At 61.3% G+C, this 21,864-nt stretch carries 18 protein-coding genes and 1 tRNA gene; all 19 read left to right on the top strand.

Annotated elements, in window-relative coordinates:
- The first annotated feature begins 24 nt into the window (after positions 1–24).
- On the top strand, positions 25–1,872 hold the full coding sequence (locus JCM17207_RS04585) for an ABC transporter ATP-binding protein (RefSeq protein WP_238316485.1): 1,848 nt from the start codon (positions 25–27) through the stop codon (positions 1,870–1,872).
- Entirely contained in the window at positions 1,853–2,998 is a 1,146-nt protein-coding gene (locus JCM17207_RS04580) for a nucleotidyltransferase domain-containing protein (protein ID WP_238316484.1), read from the top strand. The genes JCM17207_RS04585 and JCM17207_RS04580 overlap by 20 nt, the downstream gene beginning before the upstream one ends.
- Positions 2,999–3,151: 153 nt before the next feature.
- A complete protein-coding gene (locus tag JCM17207_RS04575) occupies positions 3,152–4,231 on the top strand; it encodes a branched-chain amino acid aminotransferase (protein ID WP_238316483.1) in 1,080 nt (359 codons plus the stop codon).
- Between the two features lie 251 nt (positions 4,232–4,482).
- Positions 4,483–5,253: an alpha/beta hydrolase gene (locus tag JCM17207_RS04570; protein ID WP_238316482.1), complete on the top strand. Its 771-nt coding sequence runs from the start codon at positions 4,483–4,485 to the stop codon at positions 5,251–5,253.
- A gap of 48 nt (positions 5,254–5,301) precedes the next feature.
- Positions 5,302–6,054, top strand: coding sequence for an esterase family protein (locus JCM17207_RS04565; RefSeq protein ID WP_238316481.1), 753 nt, complete (start codon positions 5,302–5,304; stop codon positions 6,052–6,054).
- A 97-nt stretch (positions 6,055–6,151) separates the two neighbouring features.
- On the top strand, positions 6,152–7,357 hold the full coding sequence (locus JCM17207_RS04560; RefSeq protein WP_238316480.1) for an ATP-grasp domain-containing protein: 1,206 nt from the start codon (positions 6,152–6,154) through the stop codon (positions 7,355–7,357).
- A gap of 95 nt (positions 7,358–7,452) precedes the next feature.
- Positions 7,453–8,280, top strand: coding sequence for an MYG1 family protein (locus JCM17207_RS04555; protein WP_238316479.1), 828 nt, complete (start codon positions 7,453–7,455; stop codon positions 8,278–8,280).
- A 2-nt stretch (positions 8,281–8,282) separates the two neighbouring features.
- Positions 8,283–9,137, top strand: coding sequence for a GNAT family N-acetyltransferase (locus tag JCM17207_RS04550; protein ID WP_238316478.1), 855 nt, complete (start codon positions 8,283–8,285; stop codon positions 9,135–9,137).
- Between the two features lie 309 nt (positions 9,138–9,446).
- Positions 9,447–10,679, top strand: a complete 1,233-nt coding sequence (locus tag JCM17207_RS04545) for an argininosuccinate synthase (RefSeq protein ID WP_238316477.1) — start codon at positions 9,447–9,449, stop codon at positions 10,677–10,679.
- Positions 10,680–11,019: 340 nt separating this feature from the next.
- Positions 11,020–12,420: an argininosuccinate lyase gene (gene argH, locus JCM17207_RS04540; protein ID WP_238316476.1), complete on the top strand. Its 1,401-nt coding sequence runs from the start codon at positions 11,020–11,022 to the stop codon at positions 12,418–12,420.
- Entirely contained in the window at positions 12,417–13,355 is a 939-nt protein-coding gene (argC, locus tag JCM17207_RS04535; protein WP_238316475.1) for an N-acetyl-gamma-glutamyl-phosphate reductase, read from the top strand. Before argH ends, argC begins: the two co-directional genes overlap by 4 nt.
- A gap of 22 nt (positions 13,356–13,377) precedes the next feature.
- Positions 13,378–14,604 carry a bifunctional glutamate N-acetyltransferase/amino-acid acetyltransferase ArgJ gene (argJ, locus tag JCM17207_RS04530; RefSeq protein WP_238316474.1) on the top strand — a complete coding sequence of 409 codons (1,227 nt, stop codon included), beginning with the start codon at positions 13,378–13,380 and terminating at the stop codon, positions 14,602–14,604.
- Between the two features lie 95 nt (positions 14,605–14,699).
- A complete protein-coding gene (gene argB, locus JCM17207_RS04525) occupies positions 14,700–15,554 on the top strand; it encodes an acetylglutamate kinase (RefSeq protein ID WP_238316473.1) in 855 nt (284 codons plus the stop codon).
- 65 nt (positions 15,555–15,619) lie between these two features.
- Positions 15,620–16,834, top strand: coding sequence for an aspartate aminotransferase family protein (locus JCM17207_RS04520; protein WP_238316472.1), 1,215 nt, complete (start codon positions 15,620–15,622; stop codon positions 16,832–16,834).
- The gene (gene argF, locus JCM17207_RS04515) at positions 16,831–17,745 is read left to right on the top strand and encodes an ornithine carbamoyltransferase (RefSeq protein ID WP_238316471.1); all 915 of its coding nucleotides are present in this window, start codon (positions 16,831–16,833) and stop codon (positions 17,743–17,745) included. The genes JCM17207_RS04520 and argF overlap by 4 nt, the downstream gene beginning before the upstream one ends.
- A gap of 89 nt (positions 17,746–17,834) precedes the next feature.
- Positions 17,835–17,925 (top strand) — tRNA-Ser (locus tag JCM17207_RS04510).
- A gap of 260 nt (positions 17,926–18,185) precedes the next feature.
- Positions 18,186–19,862 carry a sensor histidine kinase gene (locus JCM17207_RS04505; protein ID WP_238316532.1) on the top strand — a complete coding sequence of 559 codons (1,677 nt, stop codon included), beginning with the start codon at positions 18,186–18,188 and terminating at the stop codon, positions 19,860–19,862.
- Positions 19,863–19,864: 2 nt separating this feature from the next.
- The gene (locus JCM17207_RS04500; RefSeq protein ID WP_238316470.1) at positions 19,865–20,641 is read left to right on the top strand and encodes a response regulator transcription factor; all 777 of its coding nucleotides are present in this window, start codon (positions 19,865–19,867) and stop codon (positions 20,639–20,641) included.
- 136 nt (positions 20,642–20,777) lie between these two features.
- Complete coding sequence (locus JCM17207_RS04495; RefSeq protein WP_238316469.1) at positions 20,778–21,842, top strand: extracellular solute-binding protein; 1,065 nt, start codon at positions 20,778–20,780, stop codon at positions 21,840–21,842.
- Positions 21,843–21,864 lie beyond the last annotated feature (22 nt).

Below are 21,864 nucleotides of genomic sequence, written 5' to 3'. Positions count from 1 at the left end.
GAAAACAGCCGGGTGTATGGCCGTATGACTCTGCGAACAAAAGCAGGAGGGCAGCCGGAGCACCGGCCGCCCTCTTTTTCTTTGGGCATGAGCCGGGGCGGCCGGCTGTATGTATGGTTTTGGATGGGCGGCTGCCCGGGGGCGGGCCGCTGCGCTGAGGCGGAGGATACTGCATTGAAAAAAAGGGATCATTCCAGTCAGGTGCCGTTGGGGCAGATCCTGAGCTGGATCTGGGCCCGGGCGGGCCGGACCAAATATGGGGTGTTTGCCATTGCGCTGGCCCGGATGTGGCTGGCGCTCAATGGGGTGCTGTTCCCGCTGGTCTTCAAACGGGTGGTGGACGCCGCCACCGAGGGCCAGGGCCGGGCGTTTTTGTGGGGGTTCGTGCTGTACGGGGGGCTGCTTTTTCTCCAGGACGGGCTGATGAGCGGGCTGTTCCACATCAACCAGCGGGTGGTGTTCCGGCTGGAAACCAACCTCAAGGGCTGCCTGTACGAGGGTCTGCTCCGTACCCAGTATTCCTCCCTGAGCCAGCATTCGGGAGGCGAGCTGAACAGCCGGCTGAACAGCGACGTTTCCCTGGTGGCCAATGGACTGGTGAACATTGCCCCCGGGCTGCTGGCGCTTCTGGTCCGGATGGGAGGCGCGGCCCTGGTGCTCTATTGGTGGGAGCCCTCTTTTTTGATGGTCTACCTGGCGGCGCTGGTTCTGCTGGGGGCGGCGGTGGCGGTGCTGCGCCGCCCCATGAAAAAACTTCAGCGGGCGATGCGCCAAAAATACGACGAGGTCCAGGCGGTGCAGCAGGATACTTTGAACTACACCCTGATGATCCAGACCTTCCTGGCCCACGACAGTGCCGCGGCCGCCTGGAAACACCAAGTCGAAGGGCTGAAACAAGCGGTTTATCGGCAGAATAATTTCTCCAACCTGATGCACACCGGCTATGCGGTGCTGAGCGATCTGGGGTATCTGGGGTGCCTGCTCTGGTTTGGCGCCGGCGTGCTGAAAGGCCGGGTGTCTTACGGCACCCTGGTGGCGGCCCTCCAGCTGGTGGGGCAGATCCAGAATCCTTTTGGGAATCTGACCACCCTTTTTTCCTCCTGGTTTGCGCTCCAGGCTTCGGCCGAGCGGCTGATGGAGCTGGACGCTCTGCCCAAAGAGCCCCTGCGCCCCGATGCCCCGCCTCCCGCCATGGAGGCCATCGAAATTCAGGGCCTATCCTTTGATTACGATGGGGTGCCGGTGCTGGAAGATGTTTCCCTGGAAATTCACAAGGGGGACTGCATCGGGTTTGTGGGCGGTTCCGGCGCGGGCAAGAGCACCCTGCTCAAGCTGCTTTTGGCGCTCTACTCTTTCCGGGCGGGCAGCGTAACGGTGCGGGACGCCCAGGGCGTCCGGGAATCTCTCTCCCCTGCCACCCGGAACCTGTTTGCCTATGTGCCCCAGGGCCACAGCATCATTGCGGGGACCATCCAGCAGGTGGTGGCTTTCCGGTACGACAAAACCTACTTTACCCCCGAGGAACAGGCCCGGATCCGGCATGCCTGCGAGGCGGCCTGCGCCGGGGAATTCATCCGGAGCCTGCCCGGCGGGTACGAGGCCCGAATCGGCGAGGGGGGCGTCGGCGTGTCGGAGGGCCAGCTCCAGCGGCTGGCCATCGCCCGGGCCCTGTACTATGGGGCGCCGATCCTTCTGCTGGACGAGGCCACCAGCGCCCTGGACGAGGCCACCGAGCGCCGGGTGCTGGAGAACATCCGCGCCCTGCGGGACCGCACGGTGCTGGCGGTAACCCACAACCCCCAGGCGCTTTCCATCTGCAACCGCGTCGTGCGGGTGAAAGAGGCGAAATTGTATGAAGAAACATCCCGTTGAACTGCCCCTGCTGGAGCCGGGGGTGGACTATCTGTTGGCGCTGCTCCGGGCGGCGCTGCGCAAAGAGTGCCCGCCCCCTCTGCCCCAGGGGCTGAGCTGGGAGCGGGTCTGCCATGTTGCCCGGGCCCATCGGGTGGAAAATATGGCCTTTGGGGCGGCCAGAGAACTGGTCCGGCGGCAGGCGCCGGAGGTTGCCCGGCGCTGGGAGGAACTGTGCACGCAGAACCAGGTCCAGACCCTGACCCAGCAGGCCGAGGGTGCCCGGGTTCTGGAAGCGCTGAACCGGGCCGGCATCCCGGTGATCCTCCTCAAGGGCTCGGTTCTGCGGCGGGTTTATCCCCGGCCGGACTGGCGGCAGATGTGCGATCTGGATTTGTTTGTGGGGGAGAAAAATCTGCCCGCTGCGGCCGGGATTCTGGCGAGTCTCGGATTTCGGGCCATCGAGGACAAAAACGATCACCACCAGAGCTACGACAAGCCCCCCTATCTTCATGTGGAGCTCCACACCCGGCTGGTTCACCGCAGGGACCGGCAGCTGGACTTTTTCTCTAACCTCTGGTCCGAGGCCCAGCCCGCCGAAGGGGTGCCGGGAGCGTATATCCTGAGGCCCAACGCCTTTTATCTCCATATGCTGACCCATATGTTCCTCCATTACGGCGCGCAGGACTGCACCATCCGGGCGGTTTTGGATGTAGCTCTGTTCCGTTCGGTCTGGGGATCACAACTGGATGAGGGGGTTCTCCGCCAGGGGTTTAAGCGGCTGCATCTGGCCTGGCTGGCCGGGGCGGTGGAGCAGCTGGCGGAGAGCTGGTTCGGCCCGGAGGCCCCCCAGCCGGTGCCCCCCGGGGCGGAGGAAGTTCAGTGGAACATCTGTTACCCCTGCCTTTACGGGACCTATGGCTCCAGCCAGGCCCTGATCAAAGCCCAGAGCGGCGGGTCAAAGCTGGCCTTTATTGGGCGGCGGGTCTTTCCGCCCCTGTGGCAGCTGGAGCGTGCCTATCCCCTTTTGCGCCGGTGCCCGGTGCTGCTGCCCTTCTGCTGGCTGCACCGGCTGGCCAAGGGGCTGCTGGGCCAGCGGGGGAAAATCCACCGGGAACTGGGGTCGTTCCGGCCCCCAAAACTCTGAAAACCCCGTTCAAACCCAATATCCTACAACTTGCGCCGGGGTAAGATGAAAAAAATTGCCGCCCCTCTTGTAAAATTTTCATCGGATACTATAATTAGAAAAGTAACGGCGGCCGGCCAAGGGCTGCCCCATAACCGGAAAAGAGGGAAAATCATGTTGGATATTAAACTGACCCGCACCACCGCCCCCAAGGCGAAGCCGGAGGACGAGACGAAACTGGGCTTTGGCAAAAAGTTCACCGACCATATGTTCGTGATGGATTACACCGAGGGCAAGGGCTGGCACGACCCCCGCATTGTCCCCTACGGCCCCTTTGCGCTGGACCCCGCCTGCGTGGTGTTCCACTACGCCCAGGAGATTTTTGAGGGCATGAAGGCCTACCGCACCGCCGACGACACCATCCAGCTGTTCCGCCCCGAGTGCAACGCCCAGCGGATGCAGGATTCCGCCGACCGGCTCTGCATCCCCAAGATCCCGGTGGAGGATTACATCCAGGCCGTCAAGGCCCTGGTGGATGTGGAGCGGGACTGGGTGCCCCACACCGACGGCGCCTCCCTGTATATCCGGCCCTTTGTGTTCGCCACCGACGTGGGCCTGGGCGTCCACGCCTCCAAGGAATATATCTTCTGCATCATCTGCTCTCCCTCCGGCGCATACTACGCCGAGGGCATCAACCCGGTGCGGATCTATGTTGAGGATGAGTATATCCGCGCCGCCCCCGGCCTGACCGGATTTACCAAGTGCGGCGGCAACTATGCGGCTTCCATCAAGGCCGGCGAGCTGGCCGAGGAGCAGGGCTACGCCCAGGTGCTCTGGCTGGACGGCGTGGAGAAGAAATACGTCGAGGAAGTCGGCAGCATGAACATCATGTTCAAGATCGACGGCAAGATCTACACCGCCGCCACCGTGGGCACCGTCCTGCCCGGCGTCACCCGCCGCAGCTGCATCGAGCTGCTGCGCGACTGGGGCTATGAGGTGGTTGAGGGCAAGATCGCCATCGCCGACATCATGAAGGCCGCCCGGGAGGGCAAGCTGGAGGAAGTCTTCGGCACCGGCACCGCCGCCGTGGTCTCCCCCGTCAAGGAGCTGGTCTGGAAGGGCGAGCACGCCTACATCGGCGACGGCAAGATCGGCCCTGTCACCCAGAAGCTCTACGATACCATGACCGGTATGCAGTGGGGCCGCCTGCCCGACACCAAGGGCTGGATCGTCCCGGTGGAAAAGGTCTATTGATCCGTGGATTGATGGATTTCCGCTCCGGCAGAATCGATCTCTGAGAGCGCCGCGCAGAGGGCCGAGTGCTTTCTGTGCGGCGCTTTGCCGGTTCTGCACGCTTCTCTTAAGTAAAGTGGAAAAGGAGCGCCCTCCTTCTGCGGCCCGAAAATCCCGCCCTGGAATTGCAATCCCCCCGCCGCCGTGATACACTACTGGTGTCCTGGGCCCGGGGTTCGGGAGAGATTTTTGCAGGAGAAGGGAAACGCGGAATGGTTGAAAAATGGAGCGTGGATTACCCCGCCGTCAACGGCTGGGAAAAGCGCAATGCATACGTCTATCTGCCCGCTATGTATGAGGAGGAGCCGGAGCGCCGGTTCCCGGTGCTGTATATGTTCGACGGGCAGAATGTCTTCTGGGACGAGGACGCCACCTACGGCAAGAGCTGGGGGCTGGAAAAATTCCTGGACGAGCACCGCCTGCCCATCATTGTGGCCGCTCTCCAGTGCAACACCGGCGCCAACAACGAGCGCCTGATCGAATATTCTCCCTATCGGTTTGACGATAAAAAATACGGCCATTTCGAGGGGCGGGGCCGGTCCACCCTGGACTGGTTTATCAACGAGTTCAAGCCCTTCATCGACCAGAACGGCCGCACCCTGCCCGACCGGGCCCACACCTTTATTGCGGGCAGCTCCATGGGCGGATTGATGAGCCTCTATGCCCTGTTTCAGTACAGCGAGGTGTTCTCCCGGGCGGCGGCCCTGTCGCCCTCCATCTGGGTGGCCCCCGAAAAGCTCACTGCCCTGGTCCGCCGGGCCAAAGACCCCGCCGACATGGTGCTGTATATGGACTACGGCGCCTGTGAGATGTCCAACCACCGGGGGATGCGCCGGGCCTTCGCCGAGTTTGGGGCCCAGATCACGGCCCGGGGTGTGGCGCTGACCCAGCGGATTGTCTCCGGCGGCACCCACAGCGAAGCCAGCTGGGAGCGTCAGCTGCCTTTTATGTTCGAGACCCTGCTCTACGATCTCGATCTGTGATATTCGCCCGCCCGGAGGGGGCCGGGCCCATCGGAGGAGGAATGACCCATGGAAATGCAGTATTTCAAGGAGTACAGCCCGGCCCTGGGCCGGGAGATGGAGTGCAAGCTCTACGGCCACGCCGGCCGGCCCATGCTCTTTATCCCCTGCCAGGACGGCCGGTTTTTTGATTTCGAGAACTTTCATATGACCGACACCCTGGCCCCCTGGATCGAGTCGGGCCAGGTGATGGTCCTGTCCATCGACACCATGGATAAAGAGAGCTGGTCGGACACCAATGGCGACCCCTATTGGCGGATTCGCCGGTACGAACAGTGGATCCAGTATATCACCCAGGAGCTGGTGCCCCAGTACCAGGCCCTGGCCCAGGATCGGAACGGCTGGGGCGGGACCCCCGGGGTGATCCCCTTCGGGTGCAGCCTGGGCGCCACCCACGCCGTCAACCTCTATCTGCGGCGGCCCGACCTCTTCGACGGGTGCCTGGCCCTCAGCGGCATCTATACCGCCGAGTATGGCTTCGGCAGCTATATGGACGAGGTGGTCTACCAGAACTCGCCGGTCCACTATCTGCCGAACCTGCCCGCCGACCACCCCTATATGCAGCTCTACCGCACCAAAAAGGCGGTGATCTGCTGCGGCCGGGGCCCCTGGGAACAGCCCGCCACCACCGAGCGGCTGAAAGAGATCTTTGAGCAGAAGGGTATTCCCGTCTGGGTGGATCTCTGGGGTAGCGACGTGGCCCACGATTGGGACTGGTGGTATAAACAGGTGGTCTACTTTATGCCCTGGCTTCTGGGCTGAGGGCGGCGCAGTCCTGCGGGAAAGGGACTGCCCCGAAACCGGACAGACGCCGGGCCCGGCCCGGCGATCCAACTAGAATAGAGAGGGATTGTGTATTATGAAAAACTTTATTTTTATCTCCCCGAATTTCCCCACCAACTACTGGCAGTTCTGCTATGAGCTGAAAAACAACGGCATGAACGTTCTGGGCATCGGCGACCAGCCCTACGACGAGCTGCTGCCCGAGCTGAAGGAGAGCCTGAACGAATACTACAAGGTGGACAGCCTGGAAAACTACGACGAGGTCTACCGGGCGGTGGCCTTCTTTATCTTCAAATATGGCCGGATCGACTGGCTGGAGTCCAACAACGAGTACTGGCTGGAGCGGGACGCCGCCCTGCGCACCGACTTCCACATCACCTCGGGCTTCCAGACCAGCGATATCCCCCGGATCAAGTACAAGAGCAAGATGAAGGAATACTACCAGAAGGCGGGCATCACCACCGCCCGGTACCATCTGGTGGACGATTTCGAGGGCTGCCGCAAGTTCATCGACGAGGTGGGCTACCCGGTCGTCGTCAAGCCGGACAACGGCGTGGGCGCCTCCGACACCCACAAGCTGTCCAACGACCAGGAACTGCAGCGGTTTTTGAACATCCGCGGTTCCTGCCATCCCGACGTGCCCTATATCATGGAGGAGTTTGTCCACGCCGAGGTCAACAGCTACGACGCCATCATCGACGCCAACGGCAACCCCATCTTTGAGGCGGGCAACGTCACCCCCATGTCCATCATGGATATCGTCAACGACCGGGATAACTCCATCTATTACATCGTCAAGGACCTGCCCGAGGACACCCGGGCCGCCGGCCGGGCTACCGTCAAGAGCTTCGGGGTCAAGAGCCGGTTTGTCCACTTTGAGTTCTTCCGGATGACCGAGGACCAGGCCAGCATGGGCGAAAAGGGCAAAATCGTGGCCCTGGAGGTCAACATGCGGCCCTGCGGCGGCTTCACCCCGGATATGATCAACTTTGCCCGGTCCACCAACGTCTACAAGATCTGGGCCGACATGATCGCCTTTGGCGGCACCGATATGCCGGTGGGCGAGCACTACTACTGCGCCTACGCCGGCCGCCGGGACGGCAAGAGCTTTGTGTACAGCCACGAGCAGATCATGCAGAAGTACCAGGACAACATGATGATGGTGGAGCGGATCCCCGATGCCCTGGCCGACGCCATGGGCAACCAGATGTATGTGGCCAACTTCTCCACCAAGGAGGAGATGGACCGCTTCTACGCCGACGTTCTGGCCGTCACCGACTGAGCCCGGTTTGGCCTTCCGGCCCGAAAAAGCCCCTTTTGCGGGGGCTTTTTTGCTGACGGGCCTTCCCCTATTTTAGAGACAGAGAGGTATTCCCTATGAAAATTCCTGCCAATGGTTTCACCCACGCGGGCAAGTTCCACGCCGACGATGTGTTTGCCACGGCCCTTTTGCAGATTGTGCGCCCCGATTTCAAAGTCACCCGGGGCTTTGCGGTGCCGGAGGACTTTGACGGGATTGTATACGACATTGGGGGCGGGATGTTCGACCACCACGACGAGCCCCGCCAGACCCGACCCAACGGGGTGCCCTATGCGGCCTTCGGCCTTTTGTGGCGGATGCTGGGCCCCGGCCTGGTGGGAGAGCGCCAGGCCCGGCTGGTGGACGAGAATTTCGTCCAGCCCCTGGACCTGAACGACAACACCGGCGAGCAGAACAGCCTCTGCGACGCCATCGGCTTTTTCAACCCGGTGTGGGACTCCAAGGACGACCCCGACGCCTGCTTTGCCCAGGCGGTGGCGGTGGCCAAGCAGATCCTGGAAAAACAGATCGCCAGCGCCAACGGGGTGAACCGGGCCGACGACCGGGTCCGCCAGGCCTACGAGGCCTCTCGGGACGGCATCGTGGTCCTGCCCTGCTACCTGCCCTGGAAGAACGGCCTGTACAAGACCGACTCCCTCTTTGTGGTCTACCCCAGCCAGCGGGGGGGCTGGAGCGCCCAGTGCGTCACCGATCCCAAGACCAAAAAGTCGAAGCTGCCCTTCCCCCAGTCCTGGGCGGGCCAGAGCCCCGAGGTCATCGCCCAGAAGAGCGGCCTGGAGGGGATCAGCTTCTGCCACGCCAGCCGGTTCCTGATCACCGCCAAGGATAAGGAGACCGCCATTGCGGCCTGCCGCCTGGTGCTGAAAAACAACGGGAGAATCTGACCATGGCCGAAACCCAACATTCCCCCGCCCCGGCCTACGTCTATATGGTCCGCTGCGCCGGGGGCCAGCTCTACACTGGCTGGACCAACGACCCCGCCGCCCGGCTCCACGCCCACAAAAGCGGCAAGGGGGCCAAGGCTACCCGGGCCATGGGGGCGGTGGGGCTGGCCTATCTGGAGCCCTGCCCCGACAAAAGCGCCGCCCTCCGGCGGGAGGCTGCCCTCAAAAAGCTGACCAAGGCCGAGAAAGAGGCTCTCTGCTCTGCCTGGGCTGAGACAAACCGCCCCCGGCTCTCGGTGGCCACCCGGGCCGATGCAGCGGACATCCTGGAAATCTATAACTGGTATGTGCTGAACCACACCGCCACTTTTCAGATCACCCCCTCCACCCTGGAGGAATACGAGGCCTGGGTGGACCGGACCCTGGAATGTGCCCCCCTGCTTTTGGCCCGGGACGGGGCGGGCAAGCTGCTGGGCTACGCCTGCGCCCACCCTTGGCACGAGCGGGAGGCCTTCCGCTGGGACGTGGAGAGCACCATCTACTGTGCGCCGGAGGCCCGGGGCATGGGGGTGGCGGAAAAGCTCTACGGGGCCCTGATTGAACTGCTGCGGCTGCAAGGCTACTGGAACGTCTACGCCCTGCTGGCCGACCCCAACCCCGCCAGCGAGCGGTTCCACCAGAAGTTCGGCTTTGTCTGCCAGGGCCGCCAGGCGCGGACCGGCTACAAGTTCGGCAAATGGCAGGGGCTCTCCACTTGGGGGCTCTCCCTCCGGGAGGGCCAGGGCGCGCCCGAGCCGGTAAAAGCCCCTCTCTGCGGCGAGGAGCTTGAAAATCTACTCAAAAAATACAATCTGTAATATTCAAAACAGGCCCAAAAGCCCCGGGAGAGCGCTTCCCGGGGCTTTTGTATATTGCAAAGAAGAATGTTTGAACCAAAATGAATATAACTTGAGCTTATTCTAATATTATTGCATAAAAATGCAAAACGCCCAAAACCGGGCCCAAAAGCGGGAAAGGTTTGTGGGTTTTCTGCATTGACGCAAAAAGGGCGCGGCGTATAATAAAGACCATAGACGAGCAAAGAGAAAACGCAGCGCCGGGAGGGATGCCCGGCGCAGGAAAAAGTGTAAGACACCCATTCAAAAAACGCAAAGGAGCGATTGGTTATGAAAAAGGAAAATATCAAAAAAGTTGTGCTGGCCTATTCGGGCGGCCTGGACACCTCCATCATCATTCCCTGGCTGAAGGAGAACTACAACAACTGTGAGGTCATCGCCGTTTCGGGCGACGTGGGCCAGGGCACCGAGCTGGACGGCCTGGAAGAGAAGGCCAAGAAGACCGGTGCTTCCAAGCTGTACGTGCTGGACCTGAAGAAGGATTTCGTGGAGAACTACATCTTCCCCACCCTGAAGTTCGGCGCCAAGTACGAGGATTACCTGCTGGGCACCTCCTTTGCACGTCCCTGCATCGCCAAGGCTCTGGCTGATATCGCCATCGCTGAGGGCGCCGACGCCATCTGCCACGGCTGCACCGGCAAGGGCAACGACCAGGTCCGTTTCGAGCTGACCCTGAAAGCCTTCTGCCCCGACATGGCCATCATCGCTCCCTGGCGTGAGTGGGACATCAAAAGCCGGGATGAGGAGATCGACTACGCCGAGGCTCACAACATCCCCTTGAAGATCAGCCGTGAGACCAACTACTCCAAGGACAAGAACCTCTGGCACCTGAGCCACGAGGGCATGGACCTGGAGAACCCCGCCAACGAGCCCCAGTATTCGAAGCCCGGTTTCCTGGAGCTGGGCGTCAGCCCCGAGCAGGCTCCCGACACCCCGACCTATGTGACCATCCACTTCGAGCAGGGCATCCCCACCGCCGTCAACGGCCAGGAGATGGGCGCTGTGGAGCTGGTGGAGTACCTGAACAAGGTCGGCGGCGAGAACGGCATCGGCCTTTTGGACATCGTTGAGAACCGGCTGGTTGGCATGAAGAGCCGCGGCGTCTACGAGACCCCGGGCGGCGCCATCCTGTACAAGGCCATCAACGTGCTGGAGACCATCACCCTGGACAAGGAGAGCGCCCACTTCAAGGCCCAGCTGGCTCAGAAGTACGCCGACATCGTCTACAACGGCCAGTGGTTCACCCCCCTGCGGGAGGCTCTGGACGCCTTCGCCAACAGCCTGGAGAAGACCGTCACCGGCGACGTCAAGCTCAAGCTCTACAAGGGCAACATGATCAACGCAGGCGTCACCTCTCCCTACACCCTGTACGACGAGCAGACTGCTTCCTTCGGTGAGGACGAGGACTACAACCAGGCAGATTCCGCCGGCTTCATCAACCTGTTCGGCCTGTCCATCAAGGAGCGGGCGAAGCTGTCCAAGAACTGGCCGGAAGTGAAGTAAGACCGTTATCCCCGCTCTGCCGTTTTCTTACACTTTTCGCGCAGAGATTTTGATACCCCACCGGCACGGCTGCCGGCGGCACCGCCGCAGGAACACCCTCCTGCGGCGGCTTTGCCGTTTTTTCAATCAAAGAGGACCGCTGACAGCGGCTCCCGTACCATCTTCTGATTCGAAGGCTCGTTTCTCCCGGGGCGGCTCCTGTCGCCCCCCGGCAGGTGAGCGTTTTGATGGTTTGAAACCGCGGGATGCGGGTTTGGTCTGAAACGCTTTTTGCGCCGCTTTTTCTCGAAAAAGCGGCAGCCCGTCCTTTACCATCCAACCAAGAGAAAGGATTCTCCTCATGGCAGAACAACTCTGGAAAGGCCGCTTTTCCAAGGCGGTTGACTCCCGTGTAAACGATTTTAACTCCTCCATCCGGTTCGACCAGCGGATGATTGCCCAGGACATGAAGGGCAGCGGTGTCCACGCCGCCATGCTGGCCCGTCAGGGCATTATCTCGGAGCAGGACTGCGAGGCGATTCTGAGCGGACTGGCTTCCATCGCCGACGATCTGGCCAGCGGCGCCCTGGAGATCGACCCCGCCGCCGAGGACGTCCACACCTTTGTGGAACAGACCCTTACCGCCCGGATCGGGGACGCGGGCAAGCGTCTCCACACCGGCCGCAGCCGCAACGACCAGGTGGCCCTGGATATCCGGCTGACCCTGCGGGATTACAGCCACACCCTGCAAGGATTGATCGCCGATCTGGTCCGGGTGCTGTGCAAGAAGGCCGGTGAAAACACCGCCTCGGTGATGCCCGGCTACACCCATTTGCAGCGGGCCCAGCCCATCACCTTTGGCCACGCCCTGATGGCCTATGTCTGGATGCTGCTGCGGGATCTGGAGCGGTTCGCCGACGCCACCCGCCGGATGGACGCCCAGTGCCCCCTGGGCTCGGGCGCTCTGGCCGGCACCACCTACCCCCTGGACCGGCAGTTCACCGCCGAAAAACTGGGCTTCGCCGCCCCCTGCCCCAACAGTCTGGACGGCGTGTCCGACCGTGATTTCTGCATCGAGCTGGCCGCGGCCATCGCCACCTGCATGATGCATCTGTCCCGCCTGTCGGAGGAGATCATCCTCTGGTGCAGCTGGGAGTTCAAGTTCATCGAGCTGGACGACGCCTTCACCACCGGCTCCTCCATCATGCCCCAGAAGAAAAACCCCGACGTCACCGAGCTGATCCGGGGCAAGACCGGCCGGGTCTACGGCGACCTGAACACCCTTCTGGTCATGATGAAGGGCATCCCCCTGGCCTACAACAAGGATATGCAGGAGGACAAAGAGGCCATCTTCGACGCGGTGGATACCCTGGAGCTCTGCCTCAAGACCATCACCCCCATGCTGGACACCATGCGCACCCTGCCCGCCAACATGCGCCGGGCCGCCGCCAAAGGGTTCATCAACGCCACCGACTGCGCCGACTACCTGACCAAGAAGGGGATGCCCTTCCGGGATGCCTACAAGCTCACCGGCTGCATGGTGTCGGACTGCATCGCCAAGGACAAGGTCCTGGAAGAGCTGACCCTCGACCAGCTGAAGGGTTACAGCGACCTCTTCGAGGAGGACATTTTCCAGGCCATTGACCTGGTCAACTGCTGCGAGGGCCGCACCAGCTACGGCGGCCCCACCGCCGCCAGCGTCTGCAGCCAGATCGAGCTGGCCGAGGCAAAGCTGGCCGATTGGGAGGAGGCACAGGGATGAGCATTAAAGTTTTTATTGACGGCTCTTCCGGCACCACCGGCCTGCGGATCGCCGACCGGCTGGCCGCCCGCCCCGAGATCGAGCTGCTGAGCATCTCGGCCGAGGGCCGCAAGGACGTCAACGAGCGGGCCAAGGTCATCAACTCGGCCGACCTCGCTTTCCTCTGCCTGCCGGATGCGGCTTCCCGGGAGGTGATTCCCCTGGTGGACGAGAAGGTTAAGATCCTCGACACCTCCACCGCTTTCCGCACCGCGCCGGGCTGGGTCTACGGATTCCCCGAGCTGCGGGGCCAGCGGGAAAAGATCAAAACCGCCAACCGGGTGGCGGTGCCGGGCTGCCACGCCTCTGGATTTATCAGCCTGGCCCGGCCCCTGGTGGAGCTGGGGCTGGTCCCGGCGGACTACCCTTTCACCTGCCACAGCCTGACCGGCTATTCCGGCGGCGGCAAGAAGATGATCGGGGAATATGAGGCCGAAGACCGGCCCCGCACCTACGACGCCCCCCGGGCCTATGGCCTCAACCTCCACCACAAACACCTGCCCGAGATGCAGGTGGTCAGCGGCCTGACCGCGCCCCCCATCTTCTGCCCCATTGTGGATGACTACTACTCCGGCATGGAGGTCACTGTCCCCCTGCGGATGGAGCTTTTGAACGGGGTGACCCCCGCCCAGATCGCCGAAGGCCTGGCGGCCTATTACGCCGGGGAGGGCCAGATCACCGTCCACCCCCTGGGCGAAGTGCCTGCCGACGGGATGATCTCGGGCAACGAATTGCAGGGTACCGACCGGATGGAGCTCTACTGCACCGCCAGCCCGGACGGCACCCAGATGCTGCTGATCTCCCTTTTCGACAACCTGGGCAAAGGCTCCTCGGGAGCGGCGGTCCAGTGCATGAATATTCTGCTGGGCCTCGAGGAAACTGCGGGCCTGGAATAAACCAACAAAAGAAGGATGCAAGATGGAATATAACTTTATCGCGGGCGGCATCTGCGCGCCCAAAGGCTTTGCGGCAGCCGGCGTCCACTGCGGCATCCGCAAGAATCACAGCAAACTCGACCTGGCCCTGATCAAAGCCGACGTGCGGTGCGCGGCGGCGGGTGTGTTCACCACCAACAAGGTCTGCGGCGCCCCTATTAAAGTGGACCGGGCCCACCTGACCGACGGCTATGCCCAGGCCATTCTGGTCAACAGCGGCAATGCCAACACCTGCGCCGCCAACGGCGTGGCTCTGGCAGAAGAGTGCTGCCAGCTGGTGGGCCAGGCGCTGGGCGTCTCCCCCGAGGACGTCCTCCCCGCCTCCACCGGCGTTATTGGTCAGCCCATGGTGATCGACCCCTTTGCGGCGGGCATCCCGGCGGCGGCCGAAAAGCTGGCCGCCACCCCGGCGGGCAGCTGGGACGCAGCCACCGCCATCATGACCACCGACACCCACCAGAAGGAGTACGCCGTCCAGTTCCAGCTGGGGGGCAAGACCTGCACCCTGGGCGCCATCGGCAAGGGCAGCGGCATGATCGCCCCCAACATGGCCACCATGCTGGCTTTCTATACCACCGATGCGGCGGTGAGCCCGGCCATGCTCCAGAAGGCCCTGCGGCAGGTGGTGCCCGGCACCTACAATCAGATGAGCGTGGACCTGGACACCTCCACCAACGACACCCTGCTGATCCTGGCCTCCGGCCTTGCGGGCAACCCGGTGATTGAGGCTGAGGGGCCGGACTACGACGCTTTTGTGGCGGCCCTGACCGCCATCGCCGAGAAGATGTGCGCCGCCCACGCGGGTGACGGCGAGGGCGCCACCCACCTGATCACCTGTGAGGTCACCGGTGCGCCCGACCTGAAAACCGCCCGGGCCGTCTCCCGCAGCGTGGTCTGCTCCAACCTGTTCAAGGCGGCGGTCTTTGGCCGGGATGCCAACTGGGGCCGGATTCTCTGCGCCATCGGCTACACCCCCGGTGATTTCTCCATCGACAAGGTCTGTGTCTGGCTGTCCAGCGCGGCGGGCGAGGTCTACGTCTGCGAGAACGCCGCCTATCATCCTTACAGCGAGGAGGAGGCCGCCAAGGTTCTGGCCGAGCACGATATCCTCGTTAAGGTGGACATGGGCCTGGGCGAGGCCAGCGCCAAAGCCTGGGGCTGTGACCTGACCTACGACTATGTCAAGATCAACGGGGATTACCGGACCTGATCATTGAAAAATTTTTGCGCCGCTTTTTTCAAAAAGCGGCAAATCGTCTCCCTTTAACCGACTGTTCACCACCTGTAAATGTGAGAAGGAATCCTATGAAAAATGAACAAATGGCCCTCCTTTTCTCGGAGGCGACCCCCTACATCCAGAAATACCACGGCAAAACCATGGTCATCAAATACGGCGGCAACGCCATGATCAATGAGACGCTGAAAAACGCCGTCATGAACGACCTCGTCACCCTGACCCTGCTGGGCGTTCGGGTGGTGCTGGTCCACGGCGGCGGCCCCGCCATCAATGAGATGCTCAAGAAAGTGGGGGTCGAGAGCCATTTTGTGGGCGGCCTGCGGGTCACCGACGACGCCACCATGGAGATCGTCCAGCAGGTCCTGGCCGGTAAGGTCAACAAGGACCTGGTGGCCAAGCTCCGGGGCCGGGGCGTGGGCCTGTGCGGCATGGACGGCCAGATGCTCCGGTGCAGCGAGCTGGACGCTCAGCTGGGCCATGTGGGTGAGATCACCCGGGTGGACACCACCCTGATTTCCAGCCTGCTGGATGGCGGGTATATCCCCGTCATCGCCACCGTGGGCATGGACGATCTGGGCCGGGCCTATAACGTCAACGCCGACACCGCCGCCGCAAAGATCGCCATTGCCCTCAAGGCTGAGAAGCTGGTCTCCATGACCGATATCGCCGGCCTGCTCCGAGACAAGGACGACGAGAGCACCCTCATCCCCGAGGTGGAGGTCAGCGAGATCGAGGGCTACAAGGCCGCGGGCGTCATCGCTGGCGGCATGATCCCCAAGATCGGCGGCATGGCCGACGCCATCTACCAGGGCGTTCACGAGGCGGTCATCATCGACGGCCGGGTCCCCCATTCGATTCTTCTGGAAACCTTCTCCGACCGGGGCTCCGGCACCCTGTTCTACCGCCGCAGCCACCGGGAATGAGCTTTTCATCCCCCTCATCTTCGTATATAATAGAGACAAAAATCAGATAAGGAAGGGATCAGACCATGGATTCGGAAAAAGTCATCCGCCGGGACAACGACTATGTCCTGCATACCTATAACCGCAACCCCATCGTCATTGAAAAAGGCGCCGGCATGTACGCCGAGGGCCCCGAGGGCCAGAAATATCTGGACTTCACCAGCGGCATCGGGGTGAACAGCCTGGGCTACTGCGATCTGCGCTGGGCCGAGGCGGTGGCCGACCAGGCCCATAAGCTCCAGCACACCTCCAACCTTTACTATACCGGCCCCTGCTCCAAGCTGGCCAAGCGGCTGTGCAAGCGCACCGGCATGGACAAGGTCTTTTTCGCAAACTCCGGCGCCGAGGCCAACGAGGGCGCCATCAAGGCCGCCCGGAAATACAGCTTCGACCACTACGGCAAAGGTCGGGAGACCGTCATCACCCTGGTGAACAGCTTCCACGGCCGGACCATCGCCACCCTGACCGCCACCGGCCAGGGGGTGTTCCACAACTATTTCGGACCCTTCAACGAGGGCTTTGTCTACGCCGTCGCCGGGGACATGGAAAGCCTCAAGGATCTGGTGGACCGCCACACCTGCGCCATCATGCTGGAACTGGTTCAGGGCGAGGGCGGTGTCGTGGCCCTGGACCCCGAGTACGTTCGGGCGGTGCGGAAACTCTGCGACGAGCGGGATCTTGTCCTGATTGTGGACGAGGTCCAGACCGGCGTGGGCCGCACCGGCACCTTCCTGTGCTGCGAGCGGTATAACCTCCATCCCGACATTGTTACCCTGGCCAAGGGCCTGGGCGGCGGCCTGCCCATCGGCGCGGTGCTGCTGAACAGCAAAGTGGCCGGTGGTATGGGCCCCGGCACCCACGGCTCCACCTTCGGCGGCAACCCCATCGCCTGCGCCGGCGCCAACGCGGTGCTGGACCGGCTGGAATCCGCCTCCTTTATGGCCAACATCAACGACCGGGCCGCCCAGCTGCGGGCCGGGCTGGAAAAGCTGCCCCATGTCAAGAGCGTCTCGGGCCTGGGCCTGATGATCGGCATCGAGTTTGAGCCCGGTGTGGCCGCCGCCGATGTGCTGGCCGCCTGCCGGGAGAAGGGCCTGCTGGTCCTGACGGCCAAGACCCGCCTGCGGCTGCTGCCGCCCCTGATCCTCACCGCCCACCACGTGGAGGCCGCTCTGGCCATCCTGGGCGAGGTGCTGGCCGGGTTTGAGCCCGCCGCCCCGGCGGAAGGGAGCCAGGTATGAAACACCTGCTGAAGATGAGCGACCTCACCCCCGCCGAGCTGTACCACATCCTGGATGTGGCCGACCAGCTGAAAGCTGCCCAGAAGGCCGGGTCCACCCCGCCCCTGCTGGCGGGCAAGAGCGTGGCCCTGATGTTCTCCAAGACCTCCACCCGGACCCGCACCAGCTTTGAGGTGGGCGTCTACCAGATGGGGGGCCTGGGCAGCTATATGAACGCTGTCACCGAACTGCAGGCCGGCCGGGGTGAGCCCCTCAAGGACACCGCCCGGGTGCTGGGGCGGTACTACGACTGCATCGTCTGGCGGACCTACCGCCAGCGGGATCTGGAAGAGCTGGCCGAGTATGCCGGGGTGCCGGTGATCAACGGCCTGACCGACTACGCTCACCCCTGCCAGGTGCTGGCCGACCTGATGACCATTCGGGAGCGGTACGGCAGCCTGGCGGGCCGCAAACTCTGCTTTGTGGGGGACGGCAACAACATGGCCAACAGCCTGATCGCCGGCGGCCTGATGGCCGGGATGCAGGTGACCTGCGTCTGCCCCCGGACCTACCGCCCGGCGGCGGATGTGCTGGCCTTTGCCCGGCCCTATGGGGACTCTTTTGAGCTGCTGGAGGACCCCGCTGCCGGGGTCAAGGACGCCGATGTGGTGGTGACCGCTGTCTGGAACAACGTCGCCAATGAGGCCGAGGCCGAGCGCCGGATGCGGGAATTTTTGGGTTACCAGCTCACCGGCAGCTTGTTGGAAAACGCCAAGCCCGGCTGCATGGTGCTCCACTGTCTGCCCGCCCACCGGGGCGAGGAGATCTCGAACGCGGTGTTTGAGGCCCACGCCCAGGAGATTTTTGACGAGGCCGAAAACCGCCTCCACGTCCAGAAGGCCGTTCTGGCCATTCTGCTGGCGGGCAAATAACCCCCGGCGCGTATCAGCGAAGAAAACCCGTTCTGACCGGTTGACGGCAGAACGGGTTTTTGCTATAATATAAAGGCTGAATTTCATAGGGAGCAGTACTCAAGTGGTCGAAGAGGCGTGACTCGAAATCTCGTAGGCCGGGTGACCGGCGCCAGGGTTCAAATCCCTGCTGCTCCGCCAAACCGAGGGAACAGATGGACTTTTCGTTCATCTGTTCCCTCTTTTTTCGTTTGGAGCACATTGCCTGGCGCTGCCAGCTCCGCCGGCAAACCTCTTCGTTTGGTTTTCCGGCACACGAAAATGGATGATGGGCGAATAAATCGGGTTTTTGCTCCAGTTGACGCGTGCCGGCCAAAACAGTATAATCGAAGCAAATGGAATCCCATGGGTCAAAACAGAAAAGGGTGAGCAGGCGTATGAAGGGTCTCTCTGTGGAACGCATGTATAAAAAGAGCCGTTTTCAGCAGGAGCTGGAGCTGCATGCTTCGCGCCGTTTGATTTGCAGCATCCTTTTGGGGTGCCTCTTGTTCTACCTTGCCATTGCGGCGGTCAATACCATGAACCTGAACGCCCAACGGGACGACCATCTCAACGGCATCGCCAATACCTTCCATGAGGTATATACGAATACCAGCGATTTCCTGCTCGCCCCGGAACACGAAGAGCTTTTTCTCTCGGATATGCGGAAAAACCAGGACAATCTGCGGTATCTCATCAGCCAGTACAATGTCTCCGCCCTGGTGGAGCTGGAGCTGATCCTGACCGACCCGAGCGGCGGGGTACGGTTCACCACCTTCCCCGAAAACCAGATGAACCTCCACCGACAGGAATTCAACCGCATCGCCGTAGAGAACGCCCATCGGTTCATGCGCCCGGTCTATACCACCGTCTACCATTTCCGGGCCAACAGCTCCGAATATGTGATGATTCACCCCCTCTATCGGGATGGGGAATATCTGGGGGCTGCTGCGGTATATCTGAATGAAAACGACTGGATCAAGCTCTTTAACCGGTACCAGTACGACGCGATCCTCACCAAACCAAACGGGGATGTGATAGCCTGCTCCAACTCCTCTTTCCTCTCGCAAAAAAACGCCAACAAGTATCATCCCAACGAGTCTGACCGCTATGTAAAGATCGAGGGCAGCCGGTATTTGTGCAGCCAGCGGCTGCTGGAGGACGGTTCGGTGATCGCCTATTCCTTCATCTATTCCCCGGCCAATTCTACCTATCTCCTGATCGGCATGCTCTTCATCCTGCTGTTGGGCATCAGCTGGGCGGTGCTGTTTTCCCGCATTATGCACGCCATGTCGGCCCAGATGGCACAGTCGGTGGAAACCCTGGTAAAAGAGATCCGGATCATCCGGAAAGAGGACCCGAACCACATCATAAAAATCGACACCGGGGACGAGATCGAGGAGATCGCCCATCAGGTGAACAAGATGGTGCGGAGCATCCAGCAGCTGAGCCGGCGCAATATGGATCTGGTGCAGGTGAACAGCCGGATGGAGATGCAGAACCTTCAGGCCCAGATCAACCCCCACTTTATCTATAACACCCTGGACAACATCCGGTATCTCATCCCGGACGACCCCCAGCGCGCCCAGCAGCTGATCGGGCGGTTTATCGGCATCCTGCGGTACAGCATCAACAACACCAAGCACAATGTGACCGTGGAAGAGGACCTCAAGTATTTGCAGGATTATCTCGTGATCCAGTCCACCCGGTTCGGGGCAAATTTCTCCTACCGGATGGAGATCGCAGAGGATTGCAGGGCGTTCATCATCCCCAAACTTCTGCTTCAGCCCCTGTTGGAAAACAGCATCAAGTACGGCTTTCAGAAAAAGCCCTCCATCCACATCGAGGTCCGGGGCTGGTGCGGAGAAGACGCCCTCTATTTCTCTGTGAAGGACAACGGCGGCGGGGTGAATGAGCAGACCCTGATCCAGCTGCGGGAGATTTTGCAGTCGGAGGAGATCAATATCGAACATAATGGCCTGCAAAACATCAATCGCCGGATCCGGCTGGGCTATGGCGGAGACAGCGGGCTGACCATTGACAGCACCGAGGGGGAGGGCTTTTTGGTGCTGCTCAAGCTCCGAAAAGGAGGAATGTGAAAATGTACCGGGTTTTGCTAGTGGAAGATGAGGAGATCATCCGAAAGGGGATCCGCTATTCCGTCCCCTGGGAGGAGTATGGCTGTACGGTGATCGGCGAAGCGGAAAACGGGGAGATCGGGGAAGAAAAAATTGCCGAGCTCCGGCCGGATATCGTCATCACCGACATCACTATGCCGATGAAGAGCGGCCTGGAAATGATTGCGGACACCCATGACCAGTACAAGTACATCGCCATTATCCTGACCGGGTATTCCGAGTTTGAATACGCGCAGCAGGCCATCCACAACGGGGTGGCGGCTTATGTGCTCAAACCCCTGGACATGGAGGAGATGCGCGGCGTGCTGGAAAAGGCCGTCCAGCTGGCGAAGGATAACCAGTACCTCCAGAAACGGGAGGATGAAGCGGAAGCCGTGCGCAGCCGCACCGTCCTCGACCCCCTCAGCGAGGAAGGGGTCACCGACCCGCTGGTGCTGCGCATGGTCGCTTATCTGAAGGAGAATTTTAAAACCAAGATCACCCTTTCGGATTTGCAGGAGAAGTTCCACTACTCGGAGCGGTACATCAACCAGAAATTTCAGAAGGAGCTGGGCACCACCGTGATCGACTACCTGAACCGGTTCCGGCTCCAGAAATCCCTGGAGCTGATCCGGAAAGGAGAGATCCCCGTCTCCCAGATCGGATGGGAGTGCGGGATTGGCGAGTACAAATACTTCAACCATGTGTTCAAAAAATACATGGGCTGCTCTGTGCGGGAATACCAGAACAGCCTGAAATAAGGGAACAGGAAAAAATACCGGACAGCTTTGTTCGGTATTTTTTCCATTTATTCCGCAAAATGAGTATTATTTTTGTAGAATAAGCTCTAAAATGGAATCACCAAAAGTGCTTTGCGTAAGAAACGGAGGTTTTAGTATGAAAAAGATTTCTCGGCGTTCCTTCCTGTTGGCTACCGGTGTTCTCGCAGCTTCTGCTGCTCTGACGGCCTGCGGCGGCTCCTCTGCTGGTACCTCGACCGAGGGTTCTAACTCTGGTTCTCAGGGCGGTGGAGACCTGGTCATCTATTCGCCCAACTCGGAGGGCCTGCTGAATGCTACAATCCCCCTGTTTGAGGAGAAGTACGGCGTGAACGTCGAACTGATCCAGGCGGGCACGGGCGAGCTGGTCAAGCGGATCCAGTCCGAGAAGAACGACCCCTATGCAGACGTTCTGTTCGGCGGCTCCTGGTCGCTGATGTACTCCAACGAGGATCTGTGGGAGCCGTACGTTTCCAAAAACGATGCGAACGTGCTGGATGCCTACAAGAACAAGTGCGGCTTCATCACCGGCAACGTTCTGGACGGCAGCGTTCTGATTGTGAATACCGACCTGATCGGGGACATCAAGATTGAGGGCTACGAGGATCTGCTGAACCCCGAGCTGAAAGGCAAGATCGCCACCGCCGACCCCGCCAACTCTTCTTCTGCCTTCGCGCATCTGACCAATATGCTGCTGGCCATGGGCGGCTATGAGGACGAGAAGGCCTGGCAGTATGTCCGCGATCTGTTTGCCAACGTGGACGGCAAGATCTGCGAGAGCTCCGGCAGCGTTTACAAGGGCGTGGCCGATGGCGAGTATGTGGTGGGCCTGTCCTATGAGGACCCCTGCGCCCAGCTGGTTCTGGACGGCGCCCCCGTCAAGATCGTTTACATGAAGGAGGGCACCGTTTTCCTGCCCGCTTCCGCCACCATCATCAAGGGCGCCAAGAACATGGACAACGCCAAGCTGTTCATCGACTTCATCCTCAGCGAGGAAGTGCAGAACATCTGGGGCAGCACCCTGACCAACCGCCCTGTTATAAAGGATGCGGCCACCAACGACGCCATGGTGCCCATGTCGGAAATCAACGTCATCGAAGAGGATATCCCCTACGTCAGCTCTCACAAGGAGGAGCTGGCAGACAAGTACACTGAGATCTTCACCGATCTGCAGAGCAAGTGATGAAATTAGCTGCAGGAGGCTA

Origin of the sequence: Faecalibacterium gallinarum (assembly GCF_022180365.1) — a bacterium.
Classification (GTDB): domain Bacteria; phylum Bacillota; class Clostridia; order Oscillospirales; family Ruminococcaceae; genus Faecalibacterium; species Faecalibacterium gallinarum.
This window is presented reverse-complemented; position numbering and strand designations above follow the sequence as displayed.

Bases quoted from the DNA above. Each gene is read 5' to 3' on its own strand.
- JCM17207_RS04545 (WP_238316477.1), top strand. From the start codon at position 9,447: ATGAAAAAGGAAAATATCAAAAAAGTTGTGCTGGCCTATTCGGGCGGC.
- JCM17207_RS04495 (WP_238316469.1), top strand. From the start codon at position 20,778: ATGAAAAAGATTTCTCGGCGTTCCTTCCTGTTGGCTACCGGTGTTCTC.
- JCM17207_RS04565 (WP_238316481.1), top strand. From the start codon at position 5,302: ATGGAAATGCAGTATTTCAAGGAGTACAGCCCGGCCCTGGGCCGGGAG.
- JCM17207_RS04550 (WP_238316478.1), top strand. From the start codon at position 8,283: ATGGCCGAAACCCAACATTCCCCCGCCCCGGCCTACGTCTATATGGTC.
- JCM17207_RS04520 (WP_238316472.1), top strand. From the start codon at position 15,620: ATGGATTCGGAAAAAGTCATCCGCCGGGACAACGACTATGTCCTGCAT.
- argC (WP_238316475.1), top strand. From the start codon at position 12,417: ATGAGCATTAAAGTTTTTATTGACGGCTCTTCCGGCACCACCGGCCTG.
- argF (WP_238316471.1), top strand. From the start codon at position 16,831: ATGAAACACCTGCTGAAGATGAGCGACCTCACCCCCGCCGAGCTGTAC.
- JCM17207_RS04555 (WP_238316479.1), top strand. From the start codon at position 7,453: ATGAAAATTCCTGCCAATGGTTTCACCCACGCGGGCAAGTTCCACGCC.
- JCM17207_RS04505 (WP_238316532.1), top strand. From the start codon at position 18,186: ATGTATAAAAAGAGCCGTTTTCAGCAGGAGCTGGAGCTGCATGCTTCG.
- JCM17207_RS04585 (WP_238316485.1), top strand. From the start codon at position 25: ATGACTCTGCGAACAAAAGCAGGAGGGCAGCCGGAGCACCGGCCGCCC.
- JCM17207_RS04500 (WP_238316470.1), top strand. From the start codon at position 19,865: ATGTACCGGGTTTTGCTAGTGGAAGATGAGGAGATCATCCGAAAGGGG.
- argH (WP_238316476.1), top strand. From the start codon at position 11,020: ATGGCAGAACAACTCTGGAAAGGCCGCTTTTCCAAGGCGGTTGACTCC.
- JCM17207_RS04560 (WP_238316480.1), top strand. From the start codon at position 6,152: ATGAAAAACTTTATTTTTATCTCCCCGAATTTCCCCACCAACTACTGG.
- JCM17207_RS04580 (WP_238316484.1), top strand. From the start codon at position 1,853: ATGAAGAAACATCCCGTTGAACTGCCCCTGCTGGAGCCGGGGGTGGAC.
- argJ (WP_238316474.1), top strand. From the start codon at position 13,378: ATGGAATATAACTTTATCGCGGGCGGCATCTGCGCGCCCAAAGGCTTT.
- argB (WP_238316473.1), top strand. From the start codon at position 14,700: ATGAAAAATGAACAAATGGCCCTCCTTTTCTCGGAGGCGACCCCCTAC.
- JCM17207_RS04570 (WP_238316482.1), top strand. From the start codon at position 4,483: ATGGTTGAAAAATGGAGCGTGGATTACCCCGCCGTCAACGGCTGGGAA.
- JCM17207_RS04575 (WP_238316483.1), top strand. From the start codon at position 3,152: ATGTTGGATATTAAACTGACCCGCACCACCGCCCCCAAGGCGAAGCCG.